Raw genomic sequence first — 17,892 nt, 5'->3', positions numbered from 1 at the left:
ATTTTTTTAGGATATTTTATGAGCAAGATATCAGATAATCACGGACAGTCTTCTTGGCAACTTATGAGAAAGAAAGTGAGTGAGAATACATCTCGTGATCGTTATAAGACTTATGTGCCAGCGTATACTCAATTACCGTTGCCGAATAATATGAAAAGACAAATCTTTTTTTGGCTTGGTACGCTGATTTTTTTCATTCTTTTTATGTTTGTTTTTGGATCGATTTTGCTTCCTTTTGTGGCAGGGATTGTGTTGGCTTATTTTCTCAATCCCATTGTTCAATTACTTGAAAAATTTGGTATTCGTCGTGTGTTTGGGACTGTCCTTATTACCTTATTTATTGTTATTACCTTTGTTGCTGCTTTAGTTATTTTGATTCCTGTTATTAGTTGGCAAATACAGCAATTTATGAGTGATGGTTTACCTGTTTATATTAATCGTATTCAAACCTTTTTTGTTGAGCATGATTTTGATTGGTTAAGGCGCTATTTTGGAAGTGATCCAAATGAATTACGGAATAATATTAAAGGATTTTTGGGCGAAGGTTCGGATTTTATTACGTCTCTTTTGAATTCACTTTTAAAGTCAGGAAAATCTATCGTTAATATCGTTAGCCTATTTGTTGTGGCACCTGTGGTGGCATTTTATATGTTATTAGATTGGCCACGTATGGTAACAGCAATCGATTCGTTAATACCGCGTGATCATCTTGAAACCGTCCGTAGTATTTTTCATGAAATGGATAGAGCTATTGCAGGCTTTGTTCGTGGACAAGGAACAGTTTGTCTCATATTGGGAGGCTATTATGCTATTGGTTTAACGATTGCAGGACTCAATTTTAGTCTTTTGATTGGTATGTTTATTGGTCTTATTAGCTTTGTTCCTTATATCGGCACAATGAGTGGTTTGGTCCTTTCTGTTGGTATTGCATGGGTCCAGTTTTATCCCAATAATTGGGGGGGAATCATTGTTGTGATGGCACTTTTTTTAATTGGTCAATTTATTGAAGGTTATATTCTTCAACCCAAGCTTGTGGGTTCATCAGTGGGATTACATCCCGTATGGTTGATGTTTTCACTTTTTGCTTTTTCTTCACTCTTTGGTTTTACTGGTATGCTTGTTGCTGTTCCTGCGGCAGCGGCTGTTGGCGTTTTAGTTCGTTTTGCTCTTCATACTTATCTGAGTTCTCAGATGTATTCGCGAAGCGGAAATTCGGAGTCGCTAAAATGAATGGGCGTGAAACGCAATTATCTTTAAATTTTCCTTATGATCCGATTTTTCAATTTGAGGATTTAGTGGTAACGGAAAGCAATCGTATGGCTTTTCAGCTTATTGATCACTGGCCCAATTGGAGCTTACCTATTGCAGTTTTGGTTGGTAAAGAAGGATCTGGAAAAACGCACTTTTCTAATATATGGCTCCAAAAAGCAGATGCTTTCAGGATTCAGTACAATGAACTTGGTCAGGCTGTTACTATGGCTTCTTTAGGAAGATCATTTTTAATAGAGGATATTGATACAGGTGAAATCAATGAGACAGAACTTTTTCATTTAATTAACAGTATTAAGCAAAGAAATCTTGATGCACGACAAGCTACTTTATTGATGACGGCACGAACACTTCCTTCCGCTTGGAATTTAACGTTAAATGATCTAAAAAGTCGTCTTAATTCGGTGATGTTCGTTGAAATTAATCAGCCTGATGATGCATTGTTAACAGCTGTTGCTTTTAAGCTTTTTTCCGATAGGCAACTTATTGTACATCCAGATACGGTTTACTATCTTGTAAGCCGTTGTGAACGTTCTTTATTTTCATTGAAGCGTGTTATTGATTCTGTTGATCAGTTGGCATTACAAAGAAAAAGAAAAATAACACGTGCTGTTATTGCTGAAGTTTTAAATAGAAGAAATCCGTAAATACTCCTTATCATGGCTTACTTATTCTGTCCTTTTATTATCGTTTCAATATGTGAAAAGACAAGTCATTTAAATTTTTTCTTTTTTGGATATCTATATAAGAGAGAAAAATAGTGTTTTTTACTTTTGTCATGTGTTTATTTTAAATAACTTTGAGATTTTATTGTATGATGTTGAATTCTTTTCATCTTCGCATTTGAAAATTTTTCTAAAAAGAGCGCTTTATTTTATTTATAATGAAACCTTTGTGCTTTGAAAAAATGTTTGTTGTTTATGAATATGAATTGTCGCAGATTCTAGAGTTTTTAATAAAAGAGTCCTTGGGAAGATAGAAAAAGAGGAGAAAAAAGCTTAATACAGCTGAATTCTTTGGCTTATGTTCTCTTTGGGAAAATTTATCTATGATATTTAAGTCGTTTTTTTCTAAAACTGTATCTGTGAAATGCGTTTTGATACAGTGAGAGCTTGCTTAAAACAGGATAAAAATTATGAAGTTCTTATAGAGAAATTCATTCTTTTTTAATATAGATTGGATTTTTTACGGAGGTTATTTTCTACTATTTGTCAATAAATTTGTTATTGAGTAGGGGAAAAAATTAAAAAATGTGCTTTTTTGTAAAGAAATGCAACAAAATTTAAAAAAAGTGTGTTTTTCTCTTGCACTTCTGTTGTGAAAATTTTAGGAAATGTGCATCAAGTAAATGTAAATGGCGGAGCGTAGCGCAGCCTGGTAGCGCACCTGATTTGGGATCAGGGGGTCGTAGGTTCGAATCCTATCGCTCCGACCATATTTGATTGAGTGTGTGAGAATGACCCAATTGGGTACGTGTGGTGAGAAACTATCATCCAAGCGTTGTGTAATCTGAAGGAAAAAGGCATGATCGCACGTATTTATAGTCCTGCTAAGACAGCTATGCAGTCAGGTAAGGGGAATACAGGTTTTTGGATTCTAGAGTATGAGCCAATGAAAGCAAAAATGCTTGAACCTCTTATGGGCTACACGGCAACGTCTGATATGAATAATCAGGTAAAGATTCGATTTAATAGGAAGGAAGAAGCGATTGCTTTTGCACGTAAGAATGCTATCTCTTACCGTGTAGAAAAGAAACATACATCGATTCGACGTGCTATTTCTTATTCTGATAATTTTCGCAGTGATCGGCAGCATTCTTGGACACATTGAATTGAAGATGCTATTTTGAATTGATAAAATAATCAGTTGGGTCCCGTAGCTCAGCTGGATAGAGCAACGGCCTTCTAAGCCGTGGGTCACAGGTTCGAATCCTGTCGGGATCACCATGTTTAAATGATATTTATAGGCTATAAAAAGTTAGAGAGTTTTCCTTTTATTCTATTAGCTTATTTTTCTGTATAATCCCGAACCTTTTTGATGTTTTTTGGTTTATTTTGTTGCTACACGTTTTCTGTTGACTGTTTTAGTATAAAATAATGCTGTTTTATCTTTTTTCAGTAATAATTGTTTTTGATTATTGAAACTTATAGCATTGCATTTTCGTGCCGCGTGTTGCTACTACATTACATGCTTTAGGAAACAGATTGTAAAAATTATTTTTTAAGAGCTTCTTTTCATCTTTCTGAAAATGAATATTTTATTTCTTAGATTAGATTTAAGCATTGCTGCTAATGCTGGTGAAATTGCCAAAAAACATCTATTGTGATTTTTTTTATTTTTTATGAATAATATTATTACGTTTTTTTGCATGATCTTTGGTAAGATCGATTTTGATTAGATACAAGGCATGATGGATTCGATTTAGAACAGTTTATGAAACATTGAAGAATAAAAACGATATCTGTTTATGATGAGAATTTACAGATGGCACAAGAGGTGAAAATATCTTCTTGTATTGGAAGCTGTGATTCATAACAAATTACTTCTTTATAGTTTTTTCGTATAAAAAGATGTTATATGTGCCGTCCAGATAAGATATTGTTTTTTTCAGTGAGAGACACTTGCGGACAATTTGATTTAACATGATTGTCACTGTTTTTCAGGTAGGATTGTAGGTTTCATCAATGTTTAGGTTTTCTTAGTCTTATAGGTTTAAGAATATACACTGTATATTTATATGAATGAAGATAGGTTGTATCTTAGAGTTAAATTTTTAGATTTCATATTTACATTTTCAAATGTTTTTTCTTATTTCTTTATAGCTTGTACATCATGTGAGAAGTATTTTAATATTGGATAACAATCACATTAAAATGTTATGCAGATGAGCTCTGAAGATCTAAACTCACACGGTTCAAGGTGATCATTATTTCAATAGGAATACAGTGTGAAGAGAATGCCATTTTACAGGCTTTGTTTTAAGAGATATCTCTTAAAGCTCACTTCACGCTGGCGCTCGTGAATGGTACAATGATAAATCCATTGAGCTCCATCATCTTTACACTTATGAAGAAATAAGCTGACATTATCATACACTTTGCCTATTTGTCAGCCTCCGATGTTGCAATAGATCTCAGTACTTGAGGCATTTATCGGCGTTTTTGTGCTTTTTTATACAATTTTTACTTAATACTAATTCCTCTTATGACGTGTAAGAGAGACGGTTTTGTTTGATTCAATATAAATAGGTTTGAAATAAGAAAACATTACGATATTCGGATTTCTCATTCAACATAGCAAACAATAAAACATGATTATAAATCAATGTATTTTTAGAATGAAAAAATTTGCTTTTATCGTGTTTTTTACTCTTTTTAATATTTTATTATAATCTGTAATTGGTAAACTCAAAATACAGCTCTAAGGTTAAGTGTTTTATATCTATCGAAGTGACTGTGGTTATATCTAACTGTTTGGACAACAAGTTGTATACCAATAGACATGAAAGAATTAAGAAAAACAGTGGATAGATCAGGAAACAAACAATATTTTTCAGAACGGAAGCCTATGCTTGTGGAAAGAATTTTAAAATCAAACTTCTAATCTGTTGCAAAATGAGGCTGTTATTACGTTTGTGATACTTTTAAATGGCTTCCCCCAAGAGGCGCTATCAGAACGTAAAAAATATTAGAAACACTCCGTAAAGTATGCCCTTTGTAGAGGCATGTTGCACAATCTTATTTCCGAATCTTTATTTACGCATCCCGTACCTTGGAAGAATACGATAACTCAATAATTTATTTATACTATAAAGTTGAATGGTGGGCGTGACAGGGATTGAACCTGTGACCCCTACGATGTCAACGTAGTGCTCTCCCGCTGAGCTACACGCCCATTCATTGATGTTGCATACACCATATAGAATGCCAAACGTCAATGCCTAATTTAATTTTCTCTTTCAACAGATGCAAATAACTTTAAAAAATACTTTTTAAGCAGCGATAAGGATCTTTTCAACTTCATTGACGAGTTCACGTAAGTGAAATGGCTTAGAGAGAACCTTTGCATCAGGAGGGGCATCACTATTTGAATTGAGTGCTACCGCTGCAAAACCTGTAATGAACATTACTCGTAAATCAGGGTCAATCTCAGTAGCACGTCGTGCGAGTTCGATTCCATCCATCTCTGGCATCACAATATCAGTCAGGAGAAGGGAAAATGGTTCTTCTTGTAAACGTTCATATGCGCTAATACCATTATCGAAGTCGGCGACTTCGTAGCCTGCACGTTCTAGGGCTTTTACGAGAAAGCGACGCATATCGTTATCATCTTCTGCGAGCAGGATTCGTTTCATGATTATATTCCAATGGCTCCATTTGTCAGAGTTTTGCCGCATCAATTATACAATATAGAGTATTTATAAAAAAGATGGTAAAATGCTCATAATTGAAATGAATGGCAAAATGGTTAATTCTTACATTCTGATTCAAAATACAGCATATTCGTTGTGAGTTGGTTAAATTCGAAATATATGTGATTTTGAAAAAAGAAGGGGGTCTCTAAAACTACTAAGATGATTCTTTACTATCTTTTCTTTTAAAGTTACTGATTATTATCAGAATTCCATTAAAAAACTTATGAAAACCGTTATTGTAGGGTTTTCATATATCGAGAAATTAGAAGAATATTATGTTAATTTATTGTTTTTAAAAAGTTCTCCTAAGAAATAGAAATTTTATAGTTATTTGTTTTTATAGAGATTTGTAATAAATATTATAAATGTGCTTTATTTCCAGTTTTTTCCTTAAATAGATGAAAACTATTTTTTTCTAGAATAATATTAAATTATCACTTAATAACAGATAAAAAATAGTATTTTGATGCTTTATTTGTAAATATGTATCATGTTATATTAAGATAGATTTATTATTTTTATTTATATAAATAGTTTTTTTATTAAGTTATTTTTTATGATGTAAATAATATTGTTTAATGTAATGATATACTTTGTATATTAGTTTTTTAGTAGAATGCGTGGTGAATATTTAGGTTATGGCTTGCCTGTAAAGGCTAGAAAACAAATCATATGAGTGGTTGGAAAGAAAAATCTATTATATTTAAAAGTGTTTGTAGATCCAATGCTCGTAGAAACTTTCTTTTTTGATGGGGCGGAGCGGAAATTAAGGTTTAATGTTATTTTACAGATACATTATCGGGAATAAAGGCATCAAATGCAGCCCAAAATTGTTTTTTATAATCTTCGTTAATCATAATTGTATCCAGTTCAGCGCCTGTAATAGTAATACTTTCTGTTAGACGTGTGTGTTGGCATAATTGCCGCACTTCAATGTTGTTTGCAATATTGTTTTGATTGGCAAGAATAAAGAGTGTTGGGATTCGTAAATCTCCATGAAGTACATTTCTCTTCATAGAATCAATCGCATTAAATACTGAAGCCATCCATTGGGATGTTGGGGGCTTAATGGAAGGGAGCGGCACTTTATGTATGTGTCCCAATTGTATATTTTTTTGTTTTGTCTTGTTTAATTTTTTACTATCTTTCGCTGGTATAAAGCCAAGACCTATATCAGAAAGAAATTGTGTTAACTTATGTTGAAAACCATTCGTTTTATTGCCGAATGGAGCAAAAAGGGGAGAAACACAGAGCAATCTATTAAACTGATGATTAATGAGATCTAATCCGCTAAGTGCTATCAATCCACCTATGCCATAGGCGAGCATAGAGTAAGGCGGCGGACAATTAGGATAAACAATACTTTTAAGAAATTTATATAAGTCATTAATATCATTATTTATATCAAAACAATGATGTCGGCTTTGTTTTCTTATCTTGAAGGATGTTTTTTCTTGATCAAAGCAGTCAAATATTGCTGTATGAAAACCGCGTTTAGAAATTTCATTTATTAATAAAAAATATTTTTCTAAAGTATTTGCGTAGCTTTTGAGAATAACAATTGTTCCCTTAGATTTTTCCACCTCAGGATATGTTATAGCAAAACGAATTTCGTGATCTATTGCTATTTTAAGAGTATCATGATGGATATTAAGAGAAGTGGAACCCCAGTCTATGGGATAAAGAGGTGTTTCCAATTGAAATCCTTTACAGTGTATTTGCCACTTAGTACTTTGACATTTATGTAATAAAGAAAGAGGATTAAAAAAGGGGTATATTGCTTTTTAGATAGTTTTTATCAATTTAGGTCCCAAAGAGTTGAAATAAAGAAAAACGATTACTAGATAATATAGTGCGGTTGCCATGATGGGGCTGCAGGTTCGCAAGTAAGTTTGCCATATGGGAACTTTGTGAATTAGTTATAAATTATAGTCGCTCTAGAGGAGGGCAATATTATGCGTCAAGTAGATTTTTCACCATTTTATCGTTCCACAGTAGGTTTTGATCATCTTTTTAACTGGTTTGATTCTAGAACACAACCAGAGGAAGTTTCTTCTTATCCCCCTTATAATATCGAGCGTTTAACTGAAGATTCTTATAGAATTTCTATGGCTGTTGCTGGTTTTTCTCAAGATGAAATTGATATTGAAACGCATTGTAACCAGCTGATCGTTAAGGGAGACAGAAAGTCTAAAAATGATGATGAAGAGCGAGAATTCCTTTATCGAGGTATTGCTTCGCGTGCTTTTGAACGGCGTTTTCATTTGGCTGATCATGTTAAGGTTATTGGGGCAGAACTTGGAGATGGGCTTCTTCATATTCAGCTTAAAAGGGAAATGCCAGCTGAATTAAAACCCAAAAAGATAACCGTACAGATGTCACCATCCATTACAAAAAATGATAACAGCGACGTTATCGTGTAAAGAAAATTTAGAAAATATGAGATCGGATAATTATAAATTTTTCTGAAGAATAAAAAACGCGAGGCAAAAGGTCTCGCGTTTCGTATGTGTTTTCCTAAGAACGAAGCGCATTTTAATAAAACAGCTTATCTCGAATTTTTGATAAAATATCATTGCACATTATTCTACGTTGAAGAAGAAGTTCATGTGTGTGCAATTGAAATGCATAATAATTCACTTTTTAAGTAAGCTTATTTTATAGCATTTTAAAAATGGTCGGAGCGGCGGGATTTGAACCCACGACCCCTTGACCCCCAGTCAAGTGCGCTACCAAGCTGCGCTACGCTCCGAGTTCGTGTAAAACGATTAAATGACTGTTTCTTTAAAGGCAAGAGAAAAAATAAACAGAATAAAATCTAAAATGCTCTTGCACTTAGAGCTTTTGAAAGTAAAAATTTTGGACATCAATATTTTGTTGTTAATTCAAGATAAATAACGAATTTGTAAAATTCTTTGTGATCATTAAATTTTTAGCTCTATAGTTAATAGATGTATGCATTTAATTACTTTTGAGATTGTGAGGAGGGGGTAAGATTGGTGAATTTAGGGGTATGAATTGGAGCAAATGAGTGCTGAAGGTATATTTTTTTCTTACCTAATCGTTACTTTTCTAAAAAGATAAAGATTTTCAAAAGAAGAGGAGTGAATGTATGGTTTTGAAAAGTTTTCGTTTTTTAGAGTCTTATAGACGAGGTATTTTCATTTTATATGGATAAAAAATTGTAAGTTCTGGATTGTATAATCACAAATCTCATTTTACGGGTATGTATTTTTACCGAAATATGCAAGATCAGAATGCTTTAATTCATGTTTTGTTGTTTTTTTTCTAAAATATCAGATAAAATATTGTAGAGGAAAAACTTTCAAAGTGTCTATTGAACTAAGAAAAGAGTAAAGGATGAGCCGTTTTTCGGTAATAAATTTGACGCAAGCAGCAGTGGATCGTGTTAAAGCGATTATGGATGCAAAAGATGCACAGGGTATTCTTGTTGGTATCAAAAAAGGTGGTTGTGCAGGGATGGAGTATACAATTACTCTTGTCAAAGAAAAGGGGATAGATGCGGATGTTGTTGAAGTGAATGGTGCCCGTGTTTTTGTAGCACATGATGCGGTATTATTTTTATTAGGGACGCAGATGGATTATGAAGTGACAACGCTTCGGTCTGGTTTTGTCTTTAAAAATCCTAATCAAGTATCAGCATGCGGGTGTGGCGAATCGGTGGAACTTCGTCCTGCTACGCAGGATCAATATAAAACAAATTGAGCTGAGCTAAATTATAATTTAGTAATTTTAGAGGGGCTTGTTCTTTTAGGTAGAAGAAATCTACTATTTTTTATCGTTCATTTTTAGCTTGCTTCCAAAGTGCTTCCATTTCATTCAAGGATGCGTCAGTGAGCGTTTTAGATTGAGTGGATAGCTTTTCTTCAATATAGGCGAAACGATTTCGAAATTTTATATTCGTTTTTTTTAATGCTTTTTGTGAATCAATCGCTAAGTGGCGCGCGAGATTAAGAAGTATAAAGTAGAGATCTCCAAACTCTGCTTCTATCTCTGAGTTTTGTTTATTTTTGATGGCTTCTTTGAGCTCTTCCAGTTCTTCTTCTATTTTTTCAAAAACTTTATCACTTTTTTGCCAATCAAAACCTACTTTAGCTGCTGTTTCTTGTAAAGCAAGTGCCTCTTGGTTTGCTGGCTGGATTTGTTTTACTGTTGCGAGTATGCTTATGGAGGAATTGTTGTTTTTTTCTTCGCACATTCTTTTTTGTTCAACCTGTTCTCTTTTTTTTATATATTCCCACTCCTCTTTTATAAATCCTCGTTTTTTTTGCTCGGCATTTCCAAAAACATGAGGATGGCGTCGAATCATTTTTTCCGTGATTGCATAAACAACATCTTCAAAAGTAAAGCTGCCTTCTTCTTGTGCTATGGTAGCATGATAGGCAACTTGTAAAAGAAGATCCCCAAGTTCTTCACAGAGATCCTTTCGATTTTTTCGTTCAATGGCATCAATGACTTCGTAAACTTCTTCGAGCATATAGGGTATGAGGGATTCAAAAGTTTGTTTTTTATGCCAGATACAACCATTATCAGAGTTTCGTAATGCAGTGATAATTGCAGTGAGATCTTTGATATCTTTTGAGGCCAACATTTTGCACTTCCTTTGTAAGCAATAGAGCTTATGTTAGATGTCCCAACGTCTATGTAACCACATCCATTGTCCAGGATATTCACGGACCCAAGATTCAACAATATCATTTAATTTTTGTGTAGAAGCAGCTATATCGATATCATTTTTTTCATCACGTGGAAGTTCTACATGTTCATATAACTCTAAACGATGACGTCCACTAGGCAAACGAATACAACGTGCTGGATAAATATCACAGTCATATTGTCGAGCAAGTTTTATAATTAAGGGGTTTGTTTTAAGAGGTCTGTTAAAAAATGTTCCCATGATACCGCGGCGAAATTTTTGATCAACGAGCATACCAACATTTTCACCTTCTTCTAATTTGGCTGCTAATGCCCATGCTGCACCGGCCTTGGAGGGAACAAGATGTCCCATAGAAGTTTGTCGTGCTTTAAGGATTCGTTTGGCAACATAGGGATTATTGGGTGGTCTAAATAATACCGTAACATTAAGATCAAAACTTTGTGCACAAATAGGCAGAAGTTCAAAATTGCCAGTATGTGCGGTGAAAAAAATATGTGGTTTTTTTTCATTTTTTAATCGCTCAAATATTTCAATGCCTTTAACCTCAATGAAACCTGGCTCGTCTGCATGAGGATCAAAATCAAAAATTTTATCAAGAAAAATATATTCAGCTAGGAAACGTCCTATATTTTCCCACATTTCTATTGCAATCGCACGGAGTTCTTGCTCTGTTTTTTCTGGATATGCACTCCTAAGGTTTGCAAGTGTGATTTGATGACGATGTACAAGGGGACCAATTTTTTTTGCTAACCAAGCAAAAAAAGAAATTCCCATTTTGGCTGGAAAACATTTTAGAATAAATAAAGAACCAAAGAGTAGATATGCCCATAACAAGTAGGATATTTTTTTAGCTATAATTTTAATACGATATATGAGATTTTTAAGAGAAAGCTTCATCATGATTTAATCGATTTTAAGGATAATTTTACCAAAAACATCACGACTCTCCATTCGTTTTAAAGCTGTATCAATTTCATCCAGCCCAACAATTGTATCAATGACAGGGTGTACGGCTTTTTGTGCCATTTTTTGCATGGCATTTTTCATATTTTCCATACGGCAGCCAAATGAACCGAATATCTTAAGCTGTTGCTGGAATAATTGCATGAGATTTATTGGTGCTGAAACACCAGAGGTAGAACCGCAAGTCACTAAGCGTGCTCCTTTTTTCATACATAACAGAGAACCGTTCCATGTATCGACACCAACATGCTCAAAAACAACGTCAACACCTTTTTTTTGGGTTAATTTACGCACTACACCTTCAAAACGATCTTTACGATAATTAATCACATGATCTGCCCCAAGAGAGTGTGCTTTTGCAATTTTTTCATCTGAACCTACAGTTGTGATAACTGTACAGCCCATGTGTTTTGCAAGTTGAATGGCTGCAGAACCAATACCTGAGCCACCAGCCTGTACTAGGATTGTTTCTCCTGCTTGTAGTTTTGCGTTATCGAAAAGCATATGTTCTACGGTACCAAAAGTAATTGGAGCAACTGCTGCTTGCAATTCATCACATTGGGGAGGTGATGGAACTAATAAACGTGCTGGCAAATTGACAAGCTCACACGCAAATCCATCAAGGTGAAAACCATAGACTCCCTTTACATTACTGCAAAGATTATCCCGTCCTTCATGACAAGCTTGGCATACTCCGCAGGTTTGTGCACCATAAATTGAGACAATCTGTCCAAGTTGGAGATGTTCAACGCCATCTCCTATTTGTATAACCTCACCAGAGGCTTCTGCACCAATGATGAGTGGCATTTTTCTTTTCGCAAAAGCCATGCCACGCCATCCCCATACATCAATATGATTAAGAGCAACGGCTTTTATCCGCACAGTTACTTCACCTATACTAGGTGAAGATGGCGGGGAAATATTGGTGATTTCAAGCCGACGATCATCGAAGAGTTGCAGTGCACGCATTATCATCCCCCTTAAATATATTATTGGTTAGCGTTATAAAATTTTATTATTACAGGATTATCCTTTATATGCAGTGATAACAAGACTCATATTTTGACCACCAAATCCAAATGAGTTTGACAAAACCGCATTGACACAGGACTTACGGCTATGATGAGGAACAACATCTAAGGGGATAGTAGGGTCAGGATTATCATAATTTATTGTTGGTGGGAGTATTCCCGATTGAATGGTTAAAAGCGAAAAAACCGCTTCTATTGCACCAGCAGCAGTTAATGTATGCCCAATCATTGATTTATTAGAAGAGACAGGAATATGCTCTAAAAGATCACCGAATACTGTTGATAATGCAAGATATTCCATTTTCTCATTTTCAGGTGTTGAAGTTCCGTGGGCATTAATATAGTCAATTTCATTGATGGTTATTTTTGCATCGTTTAAAGCTTTGCGAACGGATTCAATTGCTGGTGATGCATCGGGTTTTGAACGTGTACGGTGAAAGTCATCGGCGGTTTCTCCACAGCCAGCTAAAATTCCTAAAACTGTAGCATTACGGTTTAATGCGCTTTGAAGAGATTCAAGAACAAGAGCGCCTGAGCCTTCTGCCATAACAAAACCATCTCGATCACGGCTAAAGGGTTTTGCTGCTTTTTCTGGAGGCTCATTCTGAGTTGAAAGAGCAGATAGTAACGAAAAACGGATGAGAGATTCTGCTGAAACTGATCCATCTGTCGCAATTATGAGAGCTCGATTTGTTTCTCCCCGTCTAATAGACTCAACACCTAATTGAATTGCTGTTGCACCAGATGCACAGGCAGTGGAAAGTGTAACAGGAAGTCCTTTTGTGCCAAATGTTTTTTGAAGTTTTTCTGCAATTGCACCAAATTGTGTGGCTTCAAAAAGCGTCTCATGGAGTTTATCCTTACAGACTTTAAGAAGATGTGCATAAGAAGGCTCATTATTGAATTCCTCCTCTTGATCAAGACTAAAACGTGCTTTCCATTCAAGTTCAACAGGAGGAGCAGCTAGAAAGAGTGGTCCATTAAATTTTTTTTTATCAATAGCAGCTTGTTCTAAAGCTTCTTCAGCAGAAAGATATGCAAGCTTCTCAGAGAGAGCTGAAGCACCAAGTGTACTTTCTTTAAGAAAATCAATTGTTCCAGCAATATATGTATTTAATCCCTCAACGGGAAAACGTGTTATTTTGTGGATACCACTTACACCACTTGTTAATTTTTGCCAATTTTCATGTTTCCCTTGTCCCAGTGATGTGACAATGCCTGCACCAGTTATTGCTACAAGTGGACGCCCAAAATGATCATGATATTTCACTATAGAAATTCCCCTTCAAACAGCTGTAAGACGCACAATACCTTCAGCTCTTTTTATACCAATAGTTGTAACAAATATTTCACGTACTTCTTTAGAAAAAGGTTTTTCATGAGGACTTAACGCTGGAAAACAATGTTTTTTTTCAATTGAAAGTGCTGCAAGAGCTAGAGCTAGAGGAAATTGTGCTTCCCGCATATAACCAAATAATGTTGTAATGCCACGGTAAGATAGATCAGCATTATCAAGAGCATTTTGTTCTGCTTTTGTTGCTTCGTGAGCTCCTGAGGCTGCTGAAATGGCTAAGGCAGATTTAGCGCCCGCAGTTTTTAATATTGTTGCAATTGAATCTCTAAGTGGAATTTTGGTTCTATCTGTTTGGTCTGTAATAATTTGGCTAATTTCAGCATAAGCACGTGCATTGCGTTTTTTGGCATGTTCTCCACTTTCAATAACTAGGAAGATCCCACCAGAACCTGCTATGACACCGCCGCCTGGATAGATTCCACGATCCCACACTGGGCTCCATCCATTATGGGTTAAAAGACCACCAAGCTCATGCGCCAACAACATATCATAACTTTGTGCATTATAGGAACTTCCTACAAGAGCATGGGTGCTTTGACCTGATTTAATACGAGCTACAGCAATTTGAAGTGCAGAAAGACCACTGCCTTCTTCTCCCATAAATGTACGAGATGATCCAGTGACTTTATGAACAATTGAAATGTTTCCTGCCAAAAGGTTTGAAAGTTGTGCCAAAAATAATGTTGGACGAAGTTCAGTTGAAAGAGCAACATTTAACATAGAAGCATGATCGGCAACAGCGCGCGCTTTAGAAAGAATCTGTGTATCAACAGTAATATCACGTTCTCCCCCACTTGCCGCTACGATCATATCCATTGTTGAAGTGAGTTGTTCATTATTTTTCATGCCGGCATCATCAAGAGCAAGACCAGCCGCATAGGTACCAAGACGCTGCCATGTTCCCATTTGCCGTTGATCACTTTTTTTAGGAATTTGTAAACTCCAATCAATTTCGGGCAATTTATGAACCGTGTAAGGTGAAAAAGTTGTATAATCTAGGTTTGGTGTACGGATTGGATCATTTAAGAGATTCCAATGTTGATCAGTTCCTTCCCCCAGAGAGCTTATGAGACCTATACCAGTGATGAATACAGATTGATCATGCATGGCGAAAAAACTACTCCGCCTGTTTTAAGGCAACGAGATCATCAATTTTTGCACAAAGGTTTTTAAGAACAAAGTATTCTTCTGTTGCAACGGTACCTTCGTTGACTTCTTGTGTCCATTGTTCTAGAGGGACTTTTATTCCAAAAGCTTTATCAATAGCGAAAACAATATCAAGAAAATCAAGACTGTCGATTCCTAAATCGTCAATTGTATGACTCTCAGGTGTAATTGTATTGCGATCAATTTCACTGATTTCTGCAATGATATCAGCAACTTTATCAAACGTGGAAGGCAATGTACGGATTCCTTATTATAGAGTTAGTAAATTCAAAATACATTTAATATTGTTCTTCTAGCCTTTTTTCTCTTTAAAAAAAAGACTTAATCCAGAATATAGCTGTCTTTATCTATAGAGAAAAGAGGTTTACAGTACATGAAATACTATATCTCAATATTTAAAAAACTTTGAAATTTTATTGCGCATTTATTTTACAAGACTATTTTTTCTATTGGCAGCAAGGACAGCAAGGGCTGTTATATTAACAACTCCCCGAGAAGTTACTGAAGGCGTTAAGATATGGGCGGGACGTGCTGCCCCGATTAGAATAGGACCAACATGGAGTGCATTTGTGAGGCTTTTAACAGTGTTGAGCGTGATATTGGCTGAATCAAGTGTTGGAAAGACAAGCAAATTAGCTTCACTTTTAAGACGAGAATTAGGAAAAACACGATCACGAAAAACTTTGGAAAGGGCAGCATCAGCATGCATTTCACCATCTGCTTCTAAATCAGGGTGTAATTTGGCAAGAATTTCTGTTGCACGTCGCATTTTACGCGCACTTTCTGTGTTTTTAGAACCAAAGTTTGAGTGTGATAATAAGGCTGCTTTTGGTGTTATTCCAAATGCTTCAACTTCTTGAGCTGCCAACACAGTCATTTCAGCGATTTCTTCTGCAGAAGGATTTTCATTGACGTAAGTATCTGTGAGGAAAAGAGTACGTTGTTGAGAGATAAGCAAACTCATAGCAGAAAAACGGTGAACATGAGGATCAAGACCGATAATTTGTTCAATCAATTCAAGTTGACGTTCAAAGCGTCCTTCTAAGCCGCAAATCATTGCATCTGCTTCTTCACGCATAACGGCAAGGGCAGCAATAGCCGTTGTTGATGTTCTCACTACTGTTTTTGCCATTTCAGGCGTAACACCACGCCTCCCTGTATAATGAAAAAATAAATTAACATAATCACGAAAACGTGGATCATCTTCAGGGTTTGTTAATTCAAAATCTATACCAGGACGAATTCTTAAACCAAAGCGTTTTAATCTTGCTTCTACGACATGTGGACGGCCGATAAGGAGGGGCGTTGCTGTTTGTTCTTCAATGACAACTTGTGCCGCACGAAGGACGCGTTCATCTTCACCATTGGCATAGATGACGCGTTTACGTTTTGCTGTTTTTGCTGCAGCAAAAACAGGTTTCATTGTTAAACCAGAAAGAAAGACAAATCGATTGAGGATATCGTAGTAGGCCTCCATATCTTCAATGGGACGAATGGCGACACCAGTTGTCATTGCTGCTTTAGCAACAGCGGGGGCAATACGCAGTATTAAACGCGGATCAAAAGGAGAGGGGATTAGATAGTCTGGTCCAAAATTGGGTGGTTCTTTTGAGTATGCACGTGCTACAACATCTGAAGTTTCTTCACGTGCAAGGGCAGCAATCGCATGAACAGCGGCCATTTTCATTTCTTCATTAATTGCACTAGCACCTACGTCTAATGCACCACGGAAGATATAGGGAAAACAAAGGACATTATTAACTTGATTGGGATAATCAGAGCGTCCTGTGCAGATCATTGCATCTGGTCGTATAGAGCGTGCTTCTTCAGGCATAATTTCTGGTACTGGATTAGCCAGTGCTAAAATGAGTGGATTTTGAGCCATTCTTTTAAGATATTCAGGCTTTAAAACACCACCTGCAGATAGGCCTAGAAAAATATCCGCATCATCAATAATATCAGATAAAGTTCGTGCGTCCGTTTTTTGTGCGTAATTGATTTTCCAACGATCCATAAGGGTCTTGCGACCTTCATAAACAACTCCCTCTAAGTCACTAAGCCAAATATTTTCAACTTTTGCCCCAAGACGAACCAAAAGATTAAGGCAAGCGAGGGCAGCAGCACCTGCACCTGAGGTAACTATTTTTGCATTTTCAATTTTTTTTCCTGAAAGATTTAAGGCATTTAATACAGCCGCAGAAACAATAATGGCAGTTCCATGTTGGTCATCATGAAAAACTGGAATTTTCATTTTAGCACGAAGCTTTTCTTCGATGTCAAAACATTCAGGAGCCTTAATGTCTTCAAGATTAATACCACCAAATGTAGGTTCTAAAGTCGATACCGTTTGTACCATTTGTTCTATATCGGATGCATCAATTTCAATATCAAAGACATCAATATTCGCAAATTTTTTGAATAAAACGGCTTTACCTTCCATAACTGGCTTTGAAGCAAGAGGGCCAATATTTCCTAAACCAAGAACAGCAGTTCCATTGGATATAACAGCGACTAAATTAGAACGGGAGGTATATTGAGCAGCAAGATTAGGATCTTCATGAATTGCAAGACATGGTGCAGCAACACCTGGAGAATAAGCAAGAGCTAAATCACGTTGGTTATCAAGAGGTTTTGTTGCTTGTATTTCCAATTTTCCAGGTTTAGGGTACTGGTGATAAAAAAGTGCGGCACTGTCAAGTTCAGCTTTTGGTGAACTGAAATCACTATTTCGTTCTCTAGACATTTTTATGATATCCAAGTTAGCGTATGTGTATATGAGATGTTCCATCTACGATAAGGTTTTGTCCACTAATAGATCCTCATTTCTCTGAATATCAAAATGCATGAGTATGAGAAAACTCTTCTGGATCGTAAAACCAGTTTGATGATTCTTTTTGTTTGTGTGCATGAATAATTTCATTGATAGAAGCACGATTAGTTTTTTCTTTCCTTAATAAAACGCGTAAAAATTGATTAGTCTACAAACGAATAAAATATTACTAATAATTACATTACC

At 35.7% G+C, this 17,892-nt stretch carries 14 protein-coding genes and 4 tRNA genes; 7 read left to right on the top strand and 11 right to left on the bottom strand.

The features are described 5' to 3' along the window. The first annotated feature begins 18 nt into the window (after positions 1 to 18). The 5 genes from ACFINM_RS03290 (at position 19) to ACFINM_RS03270 (ending at position 3,215) form a co-directional block, all read left to right on the top strand. Positions 19 to 1,230 carry an AI-2E family transporter gene (locus ACFINM_RS03290; RefSeq protein ID WP_375621313.1) on the top strand — a complete coding sequence of 404 codons (1,212 nt, stop codon included), beginning with the start codon at positions 19 to 21 and terminating at the stop codon, positions 1,228 to 1,230. After that, a complete protein-coding gene (gene hdaA, locus ACFINM_RS03285) occupies positions 1,227 to 1,916 on the top strand; it encodes a DnaA regulatory inactivator HdaA (protein WP_375640386.1) in 690 nt (229 codons plus the stop codon). The genes ACFINM_RS03290 and hdaA overlap by 4 nt, the downstream gene beginning before the upstream one ends. A gap of 711 nt (positions 1,917 to 2,627) precedes the next feature. Further along, positions 2,628 to 2,704 (top strand) — tRNA-Pro (locus tag ACFINM_RS03280). A gap of 89 nt (positions 2,705 to 2,793) precedes the next feature. Then, positions 2,794 to 3,099, top strand: a complete 306-nt coding sequence (locus ACFINM_RS03275; protein WP_375611556.1) for an ETC complex I subunit — start codon at positions 2,794 to 2,796, stop codon at positions 3,097 to 3,099. Between the two features lie 39 nt (positions 3,100 to 3,138). After that, positions 3,139 to 3,215, top strand: a tRNA-Arg gene (locus ACFINM_RS03270). A gap of 1,873 nt (positions 3,216 to 5,088) precedes the next feature. On the opposite strand, the gene ACFINM_RS03265 is transcribed toward ACFINM_RS03270, so the two are convergent. The 3 genes from ACFINM_RS03265 to ACFINM_RS03255 form a co-directional block, all read right to left on the bottom strand. After that, positions 5,089 to 5,163 (bottom strand) — tRNA-Val (locus ACFINM_RS03265). A 97-nt stretch (positions 5,164 to 5,260) separates the two neighbouring features. Beyond that, positions 5,261 to 5,623 (bottom strand): cell cycle two-component system response regulator CpdR, encoded by a 363-nt coding sequence (gene cpdR, locus ACFINM_RS03260; RefSeq protein ID WP_005773448.1) that lies wholly within the window; start codon positions 5,621 to 5,623, stop codon positions 5,261 to 5,263. An 839-nt stretch (positions 5,624 to 6,462) separates the two neighbouring features. Next, positions 6,463 to 7,380 (bottom strand): serine aminopeptidase domain-containing protein, encoded by a 918-nt coding sequence (locus ACFINM_RS03255; RefSeq protein ID WP_375621311.1) that lies wholly within the window; start codon positions 7,378 to 7,380, stop codon positions 6,463 to 6,465. Positions 7,381 to 7,638: 258 nt separating this feature from the next. Between ACFINM_RS03255 and ACFINM_RS03250 the strand changes: the two genes are divergently transcribed. After that, a complete protein-coding gene (locus ACFINM_RS03250) occupies positions 7,639 to 8,106 on the top strand; it encodes an Hsp20 family protein (RefSeq protein ID WP_375611558.1) in 468 nt (155 codons plus the stop codon). A gap of 252 nt (positions 8,107 to 8,358) precedes the next feature. Here ACFINM_RS03250 and ACFINM_RS03245 read toward each other — a convergent pair. After that, a tRNA-Pro gene (locus ACFINM_RS03245) sits at positions 8,359 to 8,435 on the bottom strand. A gap of 608 nt (positions 8,436 to 9,043) precedes the next feature. Here ACFINM_RS03245 and ACFINM_RS03240 point away from each other — a divergent pair. After that, a complete protein-coding gene (locus ACFINM_RS03240) occupies positions 9,044 to 9,409 on the top strand; it encodes an iron-sulfur cluster assembly accessory protein (protein ID WP_375618518.1) in 366 nt (121 codons plus the stop codon). 70 nt (positions 9,410 to 9,479) lie between these two features. On the opposite strand, the gene mazG is transcribed toward ACFINM_RS03240, so the two are convergent. From mazG to ACFINM_RS03205, 7 genes are all read right to left on the bottom strand, one after another. Next, positions 9,480 to 10,295 carry a nucleoside triphosphate pyrophosphohydrolase gene (gene mazG / locus ACFINM_RS03235; RefSeq protein WP_375621309.1) on the bottom strand — a complete coding sequence of 272 codons (816 nt, stop codon included), beginning with the start codon at positions 10,293 to 10,295 and terminating at the stop codon, positions 9,480 to 9,482. Positions 10,296 to 10,328: 33 nt separating this feature from the next. Then, a complete protein-coding gene (locus ACFINM_RS03230) occupies positions 10,329 to 11,258 on the bottom strand; it encodes a lipid A biosynthesis lauroyl acyltransferase (protein ID WP_273791402.1) in 930 nt (309 codons plus the stop codon). Between the two features lie 6 nt (positions 11,259 to 11,264). Next, complete coding sequence (locus tag ACFINM_RS03225; protein ID WP_375613072.1) at positions 11,265 to 12,293, bottom strand: zinc-binding dehydrogenase; 1,029 nt, start codon at positions 12,291 to 12,293, stop codon at positions 11,265 to 11,267. Between the two features lie 57 nt (positions 12,294 to 12,350). Then, the gene (locus ACFINM_RS03220) at positions 12,351 to 13,625 is read right to left on the bottom strand and encodes a beta-ketoacyl-ACP synthase (RefSeq protein ID WP_375611561.1); all 1,275 of its coding nucleotides are present in this window, start codon (positions 13,623 to 13,625) and stop codon (positions 12,351 to 12,353) included. Positions 13,626 to 13,640: 15 nt separating this feature from the next. Continuing rightward, entirely contained in the window at positions 13,641 to 14,816 is a 1,176-nt protein-coding gene (locus ACFINM_RS03215) for a beta-ketoacyl-ACP synthase (protein ID WP_375640382.1), read from the bottom strand. Between the two features lie 10 nt (positions 14,817 to 14,826). Next, positions 14,827 to 15,111 (bottom strand): acyl carrier protein, encoded by a 285-nt coding sequence (locus tag ACFINM_RS03210; protein WP_005773457.1) that lies wholly within the window; start codon positions 15,109 to 15,111, stop codon positions 14,827 to 14,829. Between the two features lie 189 nt (positions 15,112 to 15,300). Next, positions 15,301 to 17,619 (bottom strand): NADP-dependent malic enzyme, encoded by a 2,319-nt coding sequence (locus tag ACFINM_RS03205; protein ID WP_375611563.1) that lies wholly within the window; start codon positions 17,617 to 17,619, stop codon positions 15,301 to 15,303. Positions 17,620 to 17,892 lie beyond the last annotated feature (273 nt).

This window comes from Bartonella sp. AA168HLJHH (assembly GCF_042197365.1).
GTDB lineage: Bacteria > Pseudomonadota > Alphaproteobacteria > Rhizobiales > Rhizobiaceae > Bartonella.
The sequence above is the reverse complement of the archived record's forward strand: the minus strand, read 5'-3'. Positions and strand labels throughout refer to the sequence as shown.